Annotated in this window: 20 protein-coding genes; 7 read left to right on the forward strand and 13 right to left on the reverse strand. The window is 66.0% G+C overall.

Annotated features, from left to right (window positions below; all coding sequences use genetic code 11):
* Positions 1–7 precede the first annotated feature (7 nt).
* Positions 8–1,075 carry a mandelate racemase/muconate lactonizing enzyme family protein gene (locus AC1DE3_RS18740; protein ID WP_476852651.1) on the reverse strand — a complete coding sequence of 356 codons (1,068 nt, stop codon included), beginning with the start codon at positions 1,073–1,075 and terminating at the stop codon, positions 8–10.
* Positions 1,076–1,198: 123 nt separating this feature from the next.
* Here AC1DE3_RS18740 and AC1DE3_RS18745 point away from each other — a divergent pair, with 123 nt between their 5' ends.
* The 4 genes from AC1DE3_RS18745 (at position 1,199) to AC1DE3_RS18760 (ending at position 4,644) form a co-directional block, all read left to right on the forward strand.
* Positions 1,199–1,693, forward strand: coding sequence for a tripartite tricarboxylate transporter TctB family protein (locus AC1DE3_RS18745; protein ID WP_476778731.1), 495 nt, complete (start codon positions 1,199–1,201; stop codon positions 1,691–1,693).
* Positions 1,690–3,189, forward strand: coding sequence for a tripartite tricarboxylate transporter permease (locus tag AC1DE3_RS18750; protein ID WP_476778732.1), 1,500 nt, complete (start codon positions 1,690–1,692; stop codon positions 3,187–3,189). Before AC1DE3_RS18745 ends, AC1DE3_RS18750 begins: the two co-directional genes overlap by 4 nt.
* Before the next feature lie 134 nt (positions 3,190–3,323).
* Positions 3,324–3,953: a protocatechuate 3,4-dioxygenase subunit alpha gene (pcaG, locus tag AC1DE3_RS18755; protein ID WP_476778733.1), complete on the forward strand. Its 630-nt coding sequence runs from the start codon at positions 3,324–3,326 to the stop codon at positions 3,951–3,953.
* 19 nt (positions 3,954–3,972) lie between these two features.
* The gene (locus tag AC1DE3_RS18760) at positions 3,973–4,644 is read left to right on the forward strand and encodes a dioxygenase family protein (protein WP_476778734.1); all 672 of its coding nucleotides are present in this window, start codon (positions 3,973–3,975) and stop codon (positions 4,642–4,644) included.
* Between the two features lie 157 nt (positions 4,645–4,801).
* Here the strand turns inward: AC1DE3_RS18760 and AC1DE3_RS18765 are convergent, their stop codons facing one another.
* The 3 genes from AC1DE3_RS18765 to AC1DE3_RS18775 form a co-directional block, all read right to left on the reverse strand.
* Positions 4,802–6,595 (reverse strand): ABC transporter ATP-binding protein, encoded by a 1,794-nt coding sequence (locus AC1DE3_RS18765; RefSeq protein WP_476778735.1) that lies wholly within the window; start codon positions 6,593–6,595, stop codon positions 4,802–4,804.
* A 317-nt stretch (positions 6,596–6,912) separates the two neighbouring features.
* Entirely contained in the window at positions 6,913–7,086 is a 174-nt protein-coding gene (locus AC1DE3_RS18770) for a hypothetical protein (protein WP_476778736.1), read from the reverse strand.
* A 10-nt stretch (positions 7,087–7,096) separates the two neighbouring features.
* Positions 7,097–7,510 (reverse strand): rhodanese-like domain-containing protein, encoded by a 414-nt coding sequence (locus AC1DE3_RS18775; protein WP_476778737.1) that lies wholly within the window; start codon positions 7,508–7,510, stop codon positions 7,097–7,099.
* Positions 7,511–7,643: 133 nt separating this feature from the next.
* Here AC1DE3_RS18775 and AC1DE3_RS18780 point away from each other — a divergent pair, with 133 nt between their 5' ends.
* Together AC1DE3_RS18780 and AC1DE3_RS18785 are read left to right on the forward strand one after the other, a co-directional pair.
* Complete coding sequence (locus AC1DE3_RS18780) at positions 7,644–8,336, forward strand: DUF599 domain-containing protein (protein WP_441512821.1); 693 nt, start codon at positions 7,644–7,646, stop codon at positions 8,334–8,336.
* A complete protein-coding gene (locus AC1DE3_RS18785; RefSeq protein WP_476778738.1) occupies positions 8,333–8,602 on the forward strand; it encodes a DUF3253 domain-containing protein in 270 nt (89 codons plus the stop codon). The genes AC1DE3_RS18780 and AC1DE3_RS18785 overlap by 4 nt, the downstream gene beginning before the upstream one ends.
* Before the next feature lie 2 nt (positions 8,603–8,604).
* On the opposite strand, the gene AC1DE3_RS18790 is transcribed toward AC1DE3_RS18785, so the two are convergent.
* From AC1DE3_RS18790 to crcB, 9 genes are all read right to left on the reverse strand, one after another.
* Positions 8,605–9,393 carry a YdcF family protein gene (locus tag AC1DE3_RS18790; RefSeq protein WP_476778739.1) on the reverse strand — a complete coding sequence of 263 codons (789 nt, stop codon included), beginning with the start codon at positions 9,391–9,393 and terminating at the stop codon, positions 8,605–8,607.
* Between the two features lie 137 nt (positions 9,394–9,530).
* Entirely contained in the window at positions 9,531–10,034 is a 504-nt protein-coding gene (locus AC1DE3_RS18795; protein ID WP_476778740.1) for a lysozyme inhibitor LprI family protein, read from the reverse strand.
* A 51-nt stretch (positions 10,035–10,085) separates the two neighbouring features.
* Entirely contained in the window at positions 10,086–10,706 is a 621-nt protein-coding gene (locus AC1DE3_RS18800; protein WP_476778741.1) for a glutathione S-transferase family protein, read from the reverse strand.
* Between the two features lie 14 nt (positions 10,707–10,720).
* Positions 10,721–12,721: an acetyl-CoA carboxylase biotin carboxylase subunit gene (locus tag AC1DE3_RS18805; RefSeq protein ID WP_476778742.1), complete on the reverse strand. Its 2,001-nt coding sequence runs from the start codon at positions 12,719–12,721 to the stop codon at positions 10,721–10,723.
* Positions 12,722–12,936: 215 nt separating this feature from the next.
* Entirely contained in the window at positions 12,937–13,386 is a 450-nt protein-coding gene (locus tag AC1DE3_RS18810) for a hypothetical protein (protein WP_476778743.1), read from the reverse strand.
* 466 nt (positions 13,387–13,852) lie between these two features.
* Positions 13,853–14,530, reverse strand: a complete 678-nt coding sequence (locus AC1DE3_RS18815; protein WP_476778744.1) for an HAD-IA family hydrolase — start codon at positions 14,528–14,530, stop codon at positions 13,853–13,855.
* A gap of 87 nt (positions 14,531–14,617) precedes the next feature.
* Positions 14,618–15,037, reverse strand: coding sequence for a hypothetical protein (locus AC1DE3_RS18820; protein WP_476778745.1), 420 nt, complete (start codon positions 15,035–15,037; stop codon positions 14,618–14,620).
* A 176-nt stretch (positions 15,038–15,213) separates the two neighbouring features.
* Positions 15,214–16,488 (reverse strand): RluA family pseudouridine synthase, encoded by a 1,275-nt coding sequence (locus AC1DE3_RS18825; RefSeq protein WP_476852654.1) that lies wholly within the window; start codon positions 16,486–16,488, stop codon positions 15,214–15,216.
* The gene (gene crcB / locus AC1DE3_RS18830) at positions 16,425–16,808 is read right to left on the reverse strand and encodes a fluoride efflux transporter CrcB (RefSeq protein ID WP_476778746.1); all 384 of its coding nucleotides are present in this window, start codon (positions 16,806–16,808) and stop codon (positions 16,425–16,427) included. Before crcB ends, AC1DE3_RS18825 begins: the two co-directional genes overlap by 64 nt.
* Before the next feature lie 164 nt (positions 16,809–16,972).
* Between crcB and AC1DE3_RS18835 the strand changes: the two genes are divergently transcribed.
* Positions 16,973–17,287 (forward strand): hypothetical protein, encoded by a 315-nt coding sequence (locus tag AC1DE3_RS18835; protein ID WP_476778747.1) that lies wholly within the window; start codon positions 16,973–16,975, stop codon positions 17,285–17,287.
* Positions 17,288–17,324 lie beyond the last annotated feature (37 nt).

A 17,324-nucleotide genomic window follows, 5' to 3' on the forward strand; every position in this document is an offset into this window, starting at 1 on the left:
CGGCGCTTCACCCGTTGAACACGAGCCCCGTCCCGACACCATCCGGCACGGCGACTGTCCCCGCCTCCAGCTTCAGCCCCGAGAAAAGGTCGTTGTCCAGCAACGCCATCTCGGAGAATTCGTGCGGAAAGCGCGGAGGCGGCAGGCTCGCCGCGAGATGCAGCGTATGGGCATGAACGATGCTCGAGCCGAACACCGCGCCGAAGCGGAAGTCGACATTCGCGGCGCGGCAGATCGCGATCGCCTGTGCGGTGCGGCTCGGGCCACCATGGTTGAGAATGCGCAGATTGATCGACGCCACATGGCCGGCCTCGACGATCCTCAGGATCGACTGCAGATCCTGGGCGCTCTCATCAGCCTCGACGGGAATGTCGAGCGCAGAGGCCACCGCGATCAGGCTCCTGAAATCACGGGCCGAGGTGGGCTGCTCAACCAGTTCAAGGCCGAAGCGAGCCATGGCGTTGATGGTGCGCACCGCCAGCTTGGGTGGGTAGGACTCGTTGGCATCGATCATCAGCGCGATATCCTGCCCGACCGCCGAGCGCACATCGCGGACGCGTGCGATATCGAGTTCCGGCTCGCCGGAAACCTTGACCTTCAGGTGCCTGAAGCCGGCCTCCACCAACTCCACGGCAACCTCGGCCATGCGCTGCGGCGATTTCAGGGGAATGATCCGCGTATTGGCGAAGCGCTCCTGCCGCTTGCCGCCATACAGGTCGTGCAAGGGCACGCCGAGCGCACGGGCACGCAGGTCGAGCAAAGCGCACTCGATTCCGGCCTTTACCGGCAGCGCGCCATGCAGCTGTCGATCCAGCCCGTCCATGATGGCACCAATCGCGGTCTCGTCCTGTCCGACCAGGCCCTCGCAGAGATGATCGAAGCTCGCCTTCACCACGGCGACGGGCTCCGTCCATGGCGGCATCGCGCGGATGTAGCCATGGCCCTCCACGCCCCGCGCGTCCGTTATGACGATGGCAAAGCCCCGTATCCCCGCGAGCGGCCCCTGCGCAAAGCGCCATTCGGGATCCGTCAGCCGCTGGTCGATCGCGACCGTCCTGATTGTCTCAATGGGCATCTGGCCTCCCGAACGTTCCGCACGACGCATATGCCATCGAGTGGCTTGCCTGCCTAGCAATAGTATATAAAACTAGTCTATAGGCACAATGAGAGCAGGCGCCTTTTCCCGGAGCGAAAGGTCATGCAAGAGCAGAACGAAGTCTCCCCGCAGAGCTTGGCAGAGGCCAGCCCGGAGGCGGCGAGCTCGGGGAGCGATCTCGCGGCTGGGCTGATGCTGGGCCTATTGGGGCTCGCGGCGCTCTTCATCGGTCGGGACTATCCGGCCGGGAGCTCGCTCGACATGGGCCCCGGCTATATTCCGCGGGCCATCGCCGCGGGTTTGCTGGTCACAGGGCTCCTGCTCATTATCAAGGGAGCAGGATGGCGCCCGCGGGGATGGCCAGCCTTCCCGTTGCGCGCTGCGAGCGGTGTCTGCCTGGCGATTCTTCTGTTCGGGCTGCTGGTGGAGCGCGCCGGCCTGTTTGTCGCCTGCCTCGCTTGCGTCCTGGCGGCTGCACTCGGTGATCCGCAGGCGCGCTGGCGGGAGGTGCCAGTCGTCGCGGTGATCTTCGCAGGCGTTGCCGCTTTGCTCTTCGGTTACGTTCTCAGGCTCTCGGTTCAGGTCTGGCCGCTGTGAGCGATATCCTTTCCTCTATCGCCGGCGGGCTGGCCGTCGCGGCAACCCCGATCAATCTCTGGTACTGCTTTCTCGGCGCGCTGATCGGAACCTTGATAGGCGTCCTGCCCGGCCTGGGGCCGATCGCCACCATGGCGATGCTGTTGCCGCTGACCTATTATCTCGAGCCGACCGGCGCTCTGATCATGCTGGCCGGCATCTATTACGGCGCGCAATATGGCGGCTCCACCACGGCCATCCTGATGCGGTTGCCGGGGGAATCGTCGTCCGTGGTCACCTGCCTCGATGGCTACGAGATGGCGCGCCGAGGCCGGGCGGCCACGGCTCTGGCCACCGCCGCGCTCTCTTCCTTCCTGGCGGGGACGATCACGACGCTGCTGATCGCCTTCTTCAGCCCCGCCCTGACGACCGCTGCGCAGCGCTTCGGCCCGGCCGAATATTTCTGCCTGATGGTTCTCGGCCTGATCGCAGCCATCGTGTTCGCGCAAGGGTCGCTGCTGAAATCGATCGGGATGATCCTGCTCGGGTTGCTGCTCGGATCGGTCGGAGCCGACGTCAACACCGGCCTTGACCGCTTCACCTTCGGCGTTGGCGAGTTGCGGGACGGCATCGGCATCGCGGCGCTGTCCATGGGTGTCTTCGGCATTGCCGAGGTCGTGCTCAATCTGGCGCGGCCGCAGGAAGAAGGCGGGCGCACCCAGCCCGTCTCCGCATTGCGCCTCACCGCGGAGGATTGGCGCCGAACCTGGCCTGCCGCCCTGCGGGGCACGGGTATCGGCGCGGTGCTCGGCATCCTACCGGGCGGCAGCGCGATGCTGGCATCCTTCGCGGCCTATTCGGCGGAGAAGAAACTGTCGTCGTCGCCCGCGCAATTCGGCCAGGGGGCGATCGAGGGAGTGGCAGGCCCCGAGGCTGCCAATAATGCGGGCGCGCAGGCTTCGTTCATCCCGATGCTGGCGCTCGGGATCCCCAGCAATTCGGTCATGGCGATGATGGCCGGTGCCATGCTGATTCACGGTATCGCACCGAGTCCGAATCTGTCCTCAGCGCAACCCGCGTTGTTCTGGGGCTTGATAGCGTCGATGTGGGTCGGCAACCTCATGCTGCTCGTCATCAACCTGCCGCTCATCGGCCTATGGGTTCGCTTGTTGCAGGTGCCATACCGCCTGCTGTTTCCGGCGATCCTGCTGTTCTGCTGTATCGGCATCTACTCGGTGAACAGCAGCCCCTTCGAAGTCGCCATGCTGGCCGCTTTCGGCTTGGCCGGCATCGTGCTCACCCTCCTGGATTGCCCCCTCGCGCCGCTGGTGCTCGCCTTCATCCTGGGGCCCGCCATGGAGGAAAACCTGCGGCGCGCGATGCTCATATCCGGGGGAGAGGTTCAGATCTTCGCGAGCCCGATCTGCGTTGGTCTGCTTGTGGCGACCGCCGCATTGCTGGTGATGATTCTCGTTCCGTCGTTCAGGCGCACGCGATCGAGAATGGTCGACGCGTAACGAAGTGCCCATGCAAGGAGCGGAAACGCCAGCCGGTCAATCCGTCCTCCCGAACAGCAGCAGGCTGGTTTGGAGGCTGTGGATCATCGCTCGGAAGGCGGAGGGCCGCTTTCGCCCAAATTGGAGACAACGACATGACTAGCCCGTCTCTCTCCGCCAATCGTCTGGCGCCTCTCGCAGAGGACACGGTTGGCCCCTACTATCCCTATTCCTTTGTCGACGACGACCGGAGCGACCTGACGCAGCTCCATCACGGGCTCAGCGTTGGGCCGCAGGGCAAGCCGATCATCCTGCGGGGACGCCTTCTCGATTGCGAGGGACAGCCGGTCGACGACGCGCTGCTGGAATTCTGGCAAGCGAACGCGGCCGGAATTCTGCGGATGCCCGACGTGCTGGACCACCCTCTGCTCGACCCGTATTTCGACGGGTATGGCCGGCTAGTGACGACCCTGGAACCGTTCAGCTTCAAGACCATCAAGCCTGGCGCGATGGTCGCAGGAAATGGCATGGGCGCACGCGCGCCTCACATCACGCTGACGATCTTCTCCGACGGGATCACCCGGCTGGTCACACAGATCTTCTTCGACGACGAGCCCGAAGCGAACGCTCGCGACCCCCTGCTGGAAAGCCTCCCGGCGGAGCGGCGCGACCGACTCGTCGCCAGACTGACGGCCACACCGAATGACGGTCCCGCGATCTACGAGATCGCGATCGTGATGCGCGGTGCGGACGAGACCCCATTCTTCGACGACCTTTCGAGCTGACGAGCGGCGGAGCAAGCTCATGATCATGAACCGAGGACGCCTGATGCTGCCCGGACCGACCGACGGGGCGGCGGAACGGCGCGTGCCGATCGAACGCCTGCATCTCATTCCCCAGGCGGCGCGCCGGAGCTTCGTTCCGTGGGTCACCGATCTGCCGGGCCTCAAGATCGGCGAGAACGATCTGAGCCGCATCGCGCCCGGCCGCCCGCAGGCCGAAGGCGAGGTCATCGAGATTTCAGGCCATGTCTTCGACGAGTTTGGACGCCCCGTCCGCAACACGCTGGTCGAGATCTGGAACGCCAACAGATGGGGTCGCTACACCCATGTGAAGGATCCCGTCCGAGAACGCCTCGATCCGAACTTCCTCGGCTTCGGCCGAACGATGACGGACGATCAGGGACGCTACCGCTTCCGCACGATTCGGCCCGGCTCCTATCTGGCGCGCCCTGATATCGACCGCTGGCGGCCGTCCCATGTCCATGTCTCGGTCCGTGGCGGCTCGGCCCGCCTGATCGCGCAAATGTATTTCGAAGGCGACCCCCACCTCGCCCGCGACCCGATGTTCATTCTGCTTGGTGAAGCGCAACCGCGGCATTTCGGACAGGCCGCCGGGAAGGGCGTCGATGGCGAGGCTCTGTATCGATGGGACATCGTGATCGGTGGCCGCAACACCAGCTACTTCGAGAACTGACCGTGCGGCAGATAGCGGCCTGGCCCGGCCGCAGCAGTGTCAACCGAGCTCGTGCCCGCTCGGTTGACACTGGTTTCCACGTCTTGAACGCGACACTCGCCAGCGAAGACGTGATGGTCGGGCAAGCCCGACCATGACGCCAGGGAACCGGCGGCGGCTACACCGCCAGCCCCTTCGCCAATTCGCTGACCTGCTTTTCGAACAGCGCGCGATAGGCGCCGTCCTGACGGGTCAGCAGAGTCTCGTGCGGCCCCTCCTCGACCACCCGGCCGCGATCGAAGACCAGGATGCGGTCCATGGCCCGCACAGTCGAGAGACGGTGCGCGATCACGATCGTGGTGCGGCCTTCCATCAGGCGCTCGATCGCCTGCTGGATCAGCGCCTCCGATTCCGAATCGAGGCTGGAGGTCGCCTCGTCCAGGATCAGGATCGGCGCATCGGCCAGGAAGGCGCGGGCCAGCGCGACGCGCTGGCGCTCGCCGCCCGAGAGCTTGATGCCGCGCTCGCCGACGAGCGTGGCGTAGCCCTTGGGCAGGCGCATGATGAAGTCATGCGCGTTGGCGAGCCGCGCCGCCTGCTCGATCTGGGCTTGGCTGGCGCCGGGCCGTCCATAGGCGATGTTCTCCGCCAGCGAGCGGTGGAACAGTACCGGCTCCTGCTGCACGATCGCGATCTGCCGGCGCAGGCTGTCCTGCGTGACATCGGCGATGTCCTGCCCGTCGATCGCGATGCGGCCCGCAGTGACGTCGTAGAGCCGCTGCACCAGCTTGACGAAGGTCGTCTTGCCGGAGCCGGAACGCCCGACGAGGCCGACCTTCTCGCCGCCACGGATGGTCAGCGAGAAGTCGCGGTAGAGCGGATCGTGATGGCCTCCATAGTGGAAGGTCACGTCCTCGAAGGCGATCTCACCCGCCGTCACACCCATCTCCACCGCGCCTTTCCGGTCCGGCACGCCATAGGGAAGATCGTGCATCCAGACGAGCTCCTCCATGTCGTTGACCGAACGCTGCAGGTTGTGGACGTGCTGCCCGACGTCGCGCAAATAGCCATGCACCACCGCATAGGCCGTCAGCACGAAAGCTACATCGCCCGCGCTCGCCTGCCCGTTCAGCCAGAGCCAGATCACGAGGCCGATCACCGCAGCCCGCAGGAACAGCAGCACGATGAGCTGCCCGGTGCCGGACCAGGTGCCGCGCACCCAGGCGCGCTCCGTCCGGCGGCTCCATTTCGCCATCACGGCGGCGAGGCGATAATCCTCGCGCGCCTCCGCCCCATAGGCCTTTACCACCGGGTTGCAGGTGATGGCGTCCGCTAGCGCACCGCCAAGGCGGGTGTCCCAGGCATTGCCCAGCCGCGCTGCCGGTGCGACGAAGCGCAGCGAGAGCCCGAGCGTCAACCCGATATAGGCCAATGCTCCCAGCGCCACGACAAGCCCCATCACCGGCCAGTGCCAGGCCAGCAGTGCCGTCATGCCGAGCAGGATGACGAGCGACGGCAGGAGCGCGATCAGGACGGTGTCGCTGAGCAGGTCGAGCGCCCACATGCCGCGCGTGATCTTGCGGACAGTTGAGCCGGCAAAGTTATTGGCGTGCCAGTCGGTCGAGAAGCGCTGCAGGCGCGCGAACGCCTCCTGCGCCACGTCGCGCATCGTGCGCAGCGTCATGGTGGTGATGCCGATATAGGCGAAGTGCCGCCCGAACACAGTGACGGCGGCGAGCACCATCATCGCCCCCAAGGCCCACAGCGCCGCATCGGCAGCGTCGACGCCTGTCGCCACCGCATCGACGAGACGGCCGGCATAGACCGGCGTGAACAGCTCGGCGAGCGTAGCGACCACGGTGACGCCCGCGACCCAGGCGACCTGCCCGGGCTGACGCGCCCAATGACGGAAAGTGAAGCCGAGAACGGCCCGGAACGGCTCCCGCCGCCCGGTTTGATTATCAAGAGACATAGCGTCATTCGGCACCGAGGCGGCACCGACTCCGGATCAGGCGGAGACGACGACGCGCGCCGACTCCGGCAATGAAAGAAAATAGTCTGGAAAAGGCTCAGGAGACCGCCGGTTGGCGGGCCTCGTGCAAGACCGACCTAGTGTTTAGGTGGTCGCATGGGAGTGACAGCGGTGGTGACGATTACCATTCAGCCCTCCCTTTCTTGACTTGGAGCCAGATAGCCAAGATGCCTGATCTGTAGGCATGGCGCAAGCCGCCCTCCCATGCGCCGGCCGCACGGGGCACCCTCGCCCATTTCAAAACGGGCGACGGGCCGTCACCAGAACAGCGCGAGGAGCCGGGCTGCGATCACCAGAAGAAAAGCGGCGATGATCGTCGCCAGCACCTGCTGGCGCTTGCCGCGATTCGGAAATTGTCGCGCGAGCAGCTTTCCGAGCGGCTTGCGGAAGATAAAAGCCGCAACCAGCAGAACGATGACGATATGGGACAAGGCTCGAGACTCAGCCCTTCCGGTCGGCGGCGGAGGTCTCGACCGGCGCACCCGCCTTTTTCCAGGCCGAGAAACCGCCGGCGACATGGGCGACCGGCTTCAGCCCCATCTCCTGCGCCGTCTTTGCCGCCAGCGCCGAACGCCAGCCGCCACCGCAGAAGAAGACGAAGCGCTTGTCTTCCTGGAAGACCGGCTTGGCATAGGGGCTTTCCGGGTCGATCCAGAATTCGAGCATGCCGCGCGGGCAATGGAAGGCACCGGGCATGCGCCCTTCCCGCTCCAGCTCGCGTGGATCGCGCAGATCGACGAAGACCACGTCGTCGCGGCCGTGGAGTGCCTGCGCCGCCTCGATCGACAACGTCTCGACGTTGCTCTCAGCTTCTGCGACCAGGGCCTTGTAGCCCTTCGTGATGGTCTGCGGCATCGCTGCGCCCTCCCGATTCCGCGCGCACCGTGGCGGCTTGCCGCCGCAGCGTCAATGCCGTGTCTCTTGTCGTCAGCGCGGCCTCGGCACAAGCTGCTTGCCTGTTTGGCAAGTGAAGTGGCAGAGCGATGGCATGCTCGGTTTCAGCAATCTGGACGTGATCGCCCTGGCGTTCTTCGCCGCCTCCTGGGTCGGCTATCACTATGCCGTCGAACTCGGCCCGCACGCGGGCAAGACCCTGAATATGCGGATGAACCTGCGCCGCGCCCGCTGGATCAACGAATCAATGGCGCGCGACAATCGCATTGTCGACACCCAGGTCATGAACGGCCTGCAAAACGGCACGGCCTTCTTCGCCTCGACCTCGCTGATCGCGATCGGCGGCACGCTCGCCCTGCTGCAGTCGACCGACCGTGTCGTCGCAATCTTTTCCGATCTCCCCTTCGTGCCGGTCACGCTGCGCGCGGTCTGGGAGATGAAGGTGATTGGGCTTGCCGGCGTCTTCGGCTACGCTTTCTTCAAATTCGCCTGGAGCTACCGGCTGTTCAACTACTGCGTCATCCTGCTCGGCGCCCTGCCGCCAAAGGACGAACCCAACGCGGTCGCGAAGGCTCATGCCGTGCATGAGGCGATCGAAATGAACATCGCTGCTGGCCGCCACTTCAACCGCGGCCAGCGCGCCTTCTTCTTCGCGCTCGCCTATCTCGGCTGGTTCCTTGGGCCGGTCACCTTCCTGGCCTTCACCGGCGCCGTGCTCGTGGCGATGTATCGCCGCCAGTTCGCCTCCGACGCCGCCCGCGTCTTCAACTATCCGAGCCAGCAATGACCATCGAAGCAGAGGCGATCGAGCGGGCGATTCTTTCGCTGCTGGCGCAGCAGGGGCCGGGACGGACGGTCTCCCCCATGGACGTGGCCCGCGCCCTCGGCAGCGATCACCCCGACGATTGGGGACCGCTCATGCAGCCGGTGCGCCGCGCCGCGGTGAAGCTGATGAAGGAAGGCCTGCTCGTCATCACACGCAAGGGGCGGCCGGTCGACCCCGACGATTTCCGCGGCGTCTACAGGCTGACGCTCCCCGCCGACGACATCTGAGTTCACGGCGCCGGAAAGAGCGCGTCGGTATAGCCCGCCAGCCGATAGGCGACGAGCCCGACCCATTCCTTGAAGCCGTTATCGGAAATCTCCAGAGCCCTGTGCGCACGGCTATAGGGCCGGATGAAGTCGTCGGGCTCGCCCTTGGTCCAGTAGTCGACCGGAAAGGCCTCGACCGGAAAGTTCGCGCTCCGGAAAACGCCCATCGCGCGCGGCATATGCCAGGCTGACGTCACCAGAAGCCAGCGCTCGCCCGGCTTCGGATCGACGAGACGGCGCGTGAAAGACGCATTTTCGCGGGTATTGCGCGACTTATCCTCGAGAATGAGCCGCTTTGGATCGAGTCCGAGGCCCTCGAACAGCAATTTGGCCCCGTCCGCTTCCGTCGTTGTCGCTTCCGATAGCAGGTTGGCTGAGCCGCCCGTGAAAACCACCTTGGCCTCGGGATGAAGCCTGGCGAGTTCCACCGCCTTGGTCATGCGCGCACCCGCTGAATTCAGCACCGCATCGCCCCGCGCCACACCGACTGCGCCGCCGAGGACGACGATGCCGGTCACCGGCCCCTTCGCCGCCTGCTGCTGCGGGAAGCGGTCCTCCAGCGGCCGGACGATGATCCGCGACAGCGGGCTGAAAGCCATCAGCCCGAGCGCAACCACCGACAGGAGCCCGAGCCACCGCGCCGGACGGGCAAAACGGGTGAAGGCGAGCAGTGCCGAAACGCCCGCAAGCAGGATGACGAAATTGACCGGCGAGAAGACGAACCAGACCAGTTTGGACAGGACGAAGAACATTGCTGGCTCGCGGCTTCAGGCGGATGGCGGACAACCACCGCCCTCCACCCTATAGTCGCAGGCGGAGGCGGCACTCCAGCGCTTTCGGATCGCCACCATCCGCCGCCCGATGGTCACGACGGCCACAGGCGATCCGCCTAGCGGATGATCTGCGGCGGCGATTGCGGCTGGCGCCCCGCCTGCGGAAGCCCCTTGGCCAGCTCGATGGCGCGCTCGGCGACCTCGCGCAGCTCGCAACCCGCCTGCCGCCCGGCCTGCAGTTCCTCGCGCTGGCTGGCGCCATAGAGCGCGCATTTCTGCGAGACATAACTTTCCCAGGCGAGTTGCACGGCAGCAAGCCGGCTACGCTGGCCCGCATCGAGCGAGCGGCCGCTCACCTGCAACGCGAGCGTCAGACGTTCGCGCCAGACCGCTTCCTCGCGCCGGGCACAGGCCGCTTCGGCTCCGCGGGGATTGCTGCTGGCCGCCCGGACACAGGCGATGGCTACGGTTCCGATACAGGCCGAGGGCGACGCACCATTGTCGCGCAGGCAGCCCGCCAGGGACAACAGGTCGCCGCGCGGCCTCGGCGCGTCCTGCGCCACGGCTGCGCCGGCAGCGCCGAGCGAACATAACAGCAGAGCGGCGCGCAGAGCGTTCATGCAGGGCATCATGACAGGGCTGCGGCGCGGATCAAGCACCGCGGCAACGCCTTACGTGATCGGCAATGGCAGCGCCGCCTGAGCTGCCGGCCGCGCAAAAAGCGCCTCGTACCAGCGCCGCACCACCGGCCGCTCGGCCCGCTCGACAGGCATGTTGAACCAGCGATGCGCGCCACAACCGACGGTAATATCGGCAACGCCGAAGCGCTCGCCTGACAGGAACGGCTTGTCCGTCAACTGCGCCTCGAGGATCGTCATCAGCGCCTCGGCCCGCTTCATGCCCTCGGCGATGACCTTGGGATCGGTATAACCCGGTGCCTTCCGCACCACGCCCCAGAGCACCGGCGCCAGCGCCGGCTGCAGCTCGGACAGCATCCAGTCCATCCAGCGCTCGGCCTCAGCCCGCCGCACCACGTCCGCTTCCCAAATGTCCGCGGCGCCGTAGCGCGCCGCCAGATAGCGCACGATGCTGTTCGACTCCCACAGGTGGAAGTCGCCGTCCTCCAGGACCGGGATCTGGCGATTGGGGTTCATCGCGCGATATTCCGGCGTGTCGAGCCCGCCGAAGGGCCCGCCCACATCGATGCGTTCGAAAGCCTGCCCGACCTCGCCGGCCGCCCAGACGACCTTCTGGACATTGATCGAGCTCAACCGCCCCCAGATCTTCAGCATGTCCCGTCTCTCTCTCAGGCGAATTCCATGATGACGGCATCGACGGCAAGCGAGTCGCCTTCCTTCGCCAGGATCTTGGCGATGGTGACGTCCTTCTCGGCGCGCAGCACGTTTTCCATCTTCATCGCCTCGACCATGGCGAGCGGCTCACCCGCCTTGACCTCCTGCCCGACGGCGACCGAAATCGCCTTGACGAGGCCGGGCATCGGGCACAGCAGGAACTTGCCGGTATCGGCCGCAACCTTCTCCGGCATCAGCGCCGCGAGTTCGGCCTCGCGCTGCGTATAGACATGGGCATTGGCATAGGCGCCGGCCTGGCCGAGCGAGACGCCGTTCAGGATCGGTCGGACCTGCGCCGCGACCTTCACCCCGTCGAGCGTGCCGTGCCAGACCGGCTCGCCCGGCACCCAGTCGCTGGCGACGCTGACGCTGCGGCCCGCGAACGCGATGACGACCGCCCCGCCCTGTTCCGTCACCTCGCCCTCGAAACGCTCCGCGCCGAGCTGAACGATGCGCTGCCGGTCGAAGGAGACCTTGCGCCAGCCTTCCATCTGCGCCGAGACGTTGCGCTTACGCTGGTTCAGCTTGTGGTCGCAGGCGATGGCGATCGCGGCCATGCGCTGCGCTGTCTCACCCTTGGGCTCGGGGAGTGAAAAGCCCTCCGGGAATTCCTCGGCGATGAAGCCGGTCGAGAGATTGCCGGCGATCCAGCGCGGATGCTGCATCACCGCGGCGACGAAGGGAATGTTGTGGCGGATGCCGTCGATCGCGAAGGCATCGAGCGCACGCGCCTGCGCCTTGATCGCTGCCTCGCGAGTCGGCGCATGCGTCACCAGCTTGGCGATCATCGGGTCGTAATAGATCGAGATTTCGCCGCCTTCGAACACGCCGGTATCGTTGCGGACGGTCGCCTCGCCGTCCGGCCCTTCAGCCGGCGGCCGGTAGGTGACGAGCCGGCCGGTCGAAGGCAGGAAATTGCGGGTCGGATCCTCGGCGTAGACGCGGCTCTCCACCGCCCAGCCGTCGAGCTTCACATCCTCCTGGCTGATCGCCAGCTTTTCCCCATACGCGACACGGATCATCTGCTCGACGAGGTCGATGCCGGTGACCATCTCCGTCACGGGATGCTCGACCTGGAGGCGCGTGTTCATTTCGAGGAAATAGAACGACTTGTCCTGGCCGGCGACGAATTCGACCGTGCCAGCAGAATCGTAGTGCACGGCCTTGGCCAGCGCGACCGCCTGCTCGCCCATCTTGCGCCGGGTGGCCTCGTCGAGCAGCGGCGACGGCGCCTCCTCCAGCACCTTCTGGTTGCGGCGCTGGATCGAGCATTCGCGCTCGCCGAGATAGATGACGTTGCCGTGCTTGTCGCCAAGAACCTGGATTTCGATATGGCGGGGGTCGACGATGAACTTCTCGACGAAGACGCGGTCATCACCGAAGGAGGACGCGGCTTCCGACTTGGCGCGGGCAAAGCCTTCCGCGACCTCGCCGGCCGAATGGGCGATGCGCATGCCCTTGCCGCCGCCGCCGGCCGAAGCCTTGATCATCACGGGATAGCCGATCTCGTCGGCGATGGTCACGGCATGCTCGGGGTTCTCGATGATGCCGAGGAAGCCGGGAACGGTCGAAACCTTGGCTGCAGCAGCCGCCTTCTTCGATTCGATCTTGTCGCCCATCGCGGCGATGGCGCCGGGATTGGGGCCGATGAAGACGATGCCGTTGTCTTTGAGCGCCCTTGCGAATGCCTCACGCTCGGACAGGAAGCCGTAGCCGGGATGCACGGCCTCGGCGCCGGTCGCCTTGCAGGCGTCGATGATCCTGTCGATCAGCAGATAGGACTGCGCCGCGGGCGCCGCGCCGATATGGACGGCCTCATCGGCCATCTCGACATGCAGCGCGTCGCGGTCGGCATCGGAATAGACGGCGACCGTCTGGATGCCCATGCGCCGCGCCGTCTTGATGACACGGCAGGCGATCTCGCCGCGGTTCGCGATCAGGATTTTCGAGAACATGCGCAGCATTCCCCCGGCTTCAGACCAAACTGCAATAGCCGGGGTGTATGGGACGCCGCAACCGTCGTCCACCGATGCGAAAGTCGGCAATCGCATCGGTCCGACAGGTGGAAGCCTCGTTTCGGCCCGATGCTTTGACAAACAGATAGCTCACCGCACGCCTGGACGAGCGCGTGGTGAGCGATAGGCCAGACCGTTGTGCGCGGATGCGCAGCTCAGTTCGCGAGCAGAGCCCGCGTCGTGTTGCCGGCAGCGACCCGCGCGACCTCCTTGGCTGCGCCCTTGGCGAAGGCGAAGGCAAGCAACGCCTCGTCGCAATGCTCGGCTTCGCGAGCGATCTCGAAGGCGATACGCTGGGCCGTCACCGTCGGTCCCTCGCCGGCCGAGAGGGTCGTCACCAGCCAATGCGCCTTGTCGCGGTCGATCACGCCGGTCGGGCGGTTCTCCCACACGGCGAAGTCGACGACAACAGCCACGAGATAATCCGCATAGGCCTTGCAGCTTTGCGCCACGGCCCGGTCGAGTGCCACCAGGACATCGATGATGTCGCGCGTCACGACGATGTCGTTCAAGATGTTACGCTGAAGCATCTTGACGTCTTTATCGTCGATCGCGCGACGATCCATCACGCGATCGACGAATTCACGAAACTCATGATCCATCATGCTTGAACCCCTGTCCGGCGTTGTTGTGTGCCGGTACGTCCCTGTTGTGGGAACACCATGCACCCGCCTCCCGCATCAGGTGGTTAACGCGCAAATCTGAACGGTTATTCAGGTTAAACAGAACTGAGTCGGTTTGGTTGCGAGGATCTTACTGCTGTGCGCGGAACCGCTCCGGCAGGGCCGCAGCCGGCGATATCGTCGCCGCCCGTTTCAAGCGCCGGGCCTGGCACTCTCCTGGCTTACCGGTGCCCCGTGCGGCCGCCGCCCGGCGAGCGGACGCGCGGTTCCGCAGGGTCGGCGCAGCGGGATGTCCGTCGCGTATCCGCGCAGCTCCGAAAAGCGGCTTCCGCCGTCTGGCCGGATGCGAGATCGCCGTGCGTCCTATCGGACGCAAAATGGCGATCTATCTCTTTGTTTGAGCATCGGATTTCTCCGAAAAGTGCATTCCACTTTTCGGCCCGGTGCTTTAGGCCGAGACGGTCTTCGGCAATCCCAGCGCTCCCGGCAGTTCGGGGAACTCGCCCAGCACATGCCGGGCGCCGAGTGCGACCAGCCGGTCGACCGGCTGGAAGCCCCAGGATACTGCGACGGGCACCACGCCGGCCGCCACCGCCATCTCGATATCGAAGGAGCTGTCACCGACCATCGCCGTGCGCGTGGGTGCGGCGCCGGTCTCCGCCATGGCGCGCTGGATCATCCCGGGATGCGGCTTCGAAGGCGCGTCGTCGGCCGACTGCACCGTGTCGAACAGCCCCTCCCAGCCATGCCGGGCGACGATGAACTCGGCGCCCTTGCGCGACTTGCCGGTGGCGATGCCGAGCTTCAACCCGGTGTGGCGCTTCAGGTCGGCAAGAGTCTCCGCCACTCCCGGAAACAGCGGCTCGTCCAGCGAAGGGTCGCTCTCGGCCTGCTGGCGCATCGCACCGAAGACCTGGCGATAGGTCTCGGTGAGCACATCGTCGGGCTGGTCGAGCCCGGCGAGCCGCGCCATTGCGATATCCAGCGTCAGCCCGACGATGCCGAGCCCGGCCTCGCGGCCCGGATGCACCCGGCCGCAACGCCTGAACGCCTCGTACTGCGCCCCAAGGATGATCGCCTCGGAATTGATCAGGGTGCCATCGAGATCGAAGATGATGAGATCCATGACGGCGCTTTAGCGCAACCGGGCGCCGCAAGCCATTGCAGCACCGTCATGGCATTGTCCCACCGGCTATGCGGCCTCACTTCCGGCTCAGCCCTTTGCCTCCCGCGCGCAGGCATCCACGGCCTTGCGCAGATCGGTTCCGTCCAGCCCCTTTGCCCGCGCCTCCTTGCGGCATTCGGAGCGCTGGGCGAGATCGGGCCGCTTGGCGTTGAAGCAGGCCGTCAATGATGCGACTCGCTCCGATCCCTGCAGATTGCGGCCGTCGACCTCCTCCTTGCAGGCGGCCCGCGCCGCGACCGCCGTCGGCTTGCCGTCGCGGGTGACACCGTCCTGCGCGTAGAGCCGCACACCCGGAAACTTGGCCTGAAGGCACAGGCGCATGGCAGCGCGCAGATCGTCTCCCGAGAGCGCGACATTCTCGGAGAGGCAATCCTGCCGCGCCTTGGCGCGCTCCGCCTGCGGGATAGGCTGGTCAGTGGCAGCAGCAGCCGTGGTAGTCGGGGCCACGGGTTTGGCCGGCGCGGCCGTCTGCGCTTGCGCGACCCCGGCCAGACCGAAAAGGAACGCGGAAACAATCAAAAGCGAACGCATGGGACCCCCTTCCGATGACGAGAACATAATTAGAACAGAATGCGGTTTGTTCCGCAACTGTTCTCTTACGTTTCGTCACCTCGCGGCGCGCCCTATTCGTCCGGCGCTTCAACGATCGGATCGTAGGGCGCGTCGTCGAAGCCGAGCAGATTCCAGCTCTGGCGCATATGCGGCGGTATCGGCGCGCTGACGTCGATCGTGCCCTTGCCGCGCGGGTGCGGCAGCACGATCCGCCGTGCCAGCAGGTGCAGCTTGTTCTGGATGCCGCCGGGCAGCTCCCAGTTCAGGATGTTGAAGTATTTGGGGTCGCCGACGATCGGATGGCCGATATGGGCCGCATGGGCGCGCAGTTGGTGCGTGCGTCCGGTCACCGGCTTCAGCGAGAGCCAGGCCAGCTTCTGCGCCGCCGTCTCCACCACCGCGTAATAGGTCACGGCGTGCATTGCGCCGTCCTCGCCATGCTTGGCGACAGCCATGCGCTGATCGCCGTCATAGGCCTCCTCGCGGGCGAGATAGGTCGAGATCCGGCCCTGGCGAACGCGCGGCACGCCGGCGACGAGCGCCCAGTAGACTTTGCGGGCCGAGCGCGAGCGGAACGTTTTGGCGAGCGTCGCTGCCGCGAAGCGCGACTTGGCGATGACGAGGCAGCCGGCGGTGTCCTTATCGAGGCGGTGGACGAGGCGCGGCTTCTGCCCGTCCTTGCCGGTCAGGGCGGCGAGCATGCCGTCGACATGCCGGGTCGTGCCCGAGCCCCCCTGCACGGCCAAACCTGCCGGCTTGTTGAGGACCATGACGTCGTCGTCCTCATAGAGCGTGATCGAGCGCAGGAAGCCGATCGTATCGGCATCGGCCTTGGCCGAGCGCGGCCGCTCTGCCTGCTGCTCCAGCTTCAACGGCGGGATGCGCACCGTCTGCCCTTCGCTGAGCCGGTCCTTGCTGTCGGCGCGCTTGCCGTCGACGCGCAGCTCGCCCTTCCGGACGATGCGCTGGATATGGCTGAAGGAGAGCTGCGGGAAGCGCGTCTCGAGGAAGCGGTCGATCCGCATCTCGTTTTCGTCAGGCGTCACCACGAGCTGCTGCACGCCGGTCGAGAGCACCTGCGCCGTCTCGGCCTTGACTTCGGCACGCGTCGGCTTGGCGGCGGCGCGGACCGGGCGCTGAGCCCGCTCCTCGCCCTCGGCCGGCCGGGCGGCGGCGCGGCGCCTTGCGTCATGGCTCGGCCTTTTGCCGCCCGGCGCCTCCGCCGCGCGCGGCTGCCTGCCGCCACGTCCGGGGCCGGTGCCCGGCCCCTTGCCACCTGTCCTCATGACAGCCCCCGCATCACCGCAAGCCCGCCGACCAGCGCCGCGAGCGACACCATCACGGATCCCAAAACATAGACCATCGCCGCCATCGCCTCACCGCGGTCCCAGAGCAGCACCGCATCGAGAGAGAAGGCCGAGAAGGTCGTGAATCCACCGAGCACGCCGGTCGCCAGGAACAGGCGCAATCCGTGAGGCGTCCCCTCGCCCGCCCTGAAGGCGAACCAGCCGACGACCACGCCCATCAGGGCCGAGCCGAGAATATTGATCGCCATGGTCCCGTACGGAAAATCCATGCCGAACCAGCGCGACGAGACAAGGTTCACGCCATGACGCAGCACGCCGCCGATGCCGGCGCCCAGAAAGACGAGTGCGGTGGAAGTCATTCCTGTGAAATAGAGTGCACCGCCGCCGTGCACAAACGAAATCCGCCGCAATTGACTGTGCTTCTGCGGAAGCCTCGCCTCGATGCCGCGAGGCGGCAGAGGCGATGGCGATGAATGGACGGAATTCGGCTGCGGCACCGGCTCACCGGTCGCTGCTGCGGGCAGTGGCTGCGCTCGTCTTCTTCAGCATCGGGGGCACTTTCGCGGCGGCGCAGCAAAGCCCGGCTTCGGACTGGCCGACGGAAAAATGCAACCGCTACAGAAAGGCTTACGAGCAGGCCTTGAATCGCCAGGGCAAGCAAGGGCTGGGCCCTGACTTCCTGGCCGGCCACGATGCTTTCCTCGCCTCGAACTGCCAGAGCCGCGCCGAGGTCTGCGCCCGCAGCAAGGAGGAACTCGAGCTTGCCAACAAGCTGGTGCTGATGGCGATGAACAGCGGCATGTCCGGCACCTTCCTGCCGTTCAACTGCCGAAGCTGAGTTGTCATCGGCCAGCCCATTCCGTCTAGCGGGCGAC

The sequence above is a fragment of the Allobosea sp. 10L417 genome, from assembly GCF_056395485.1.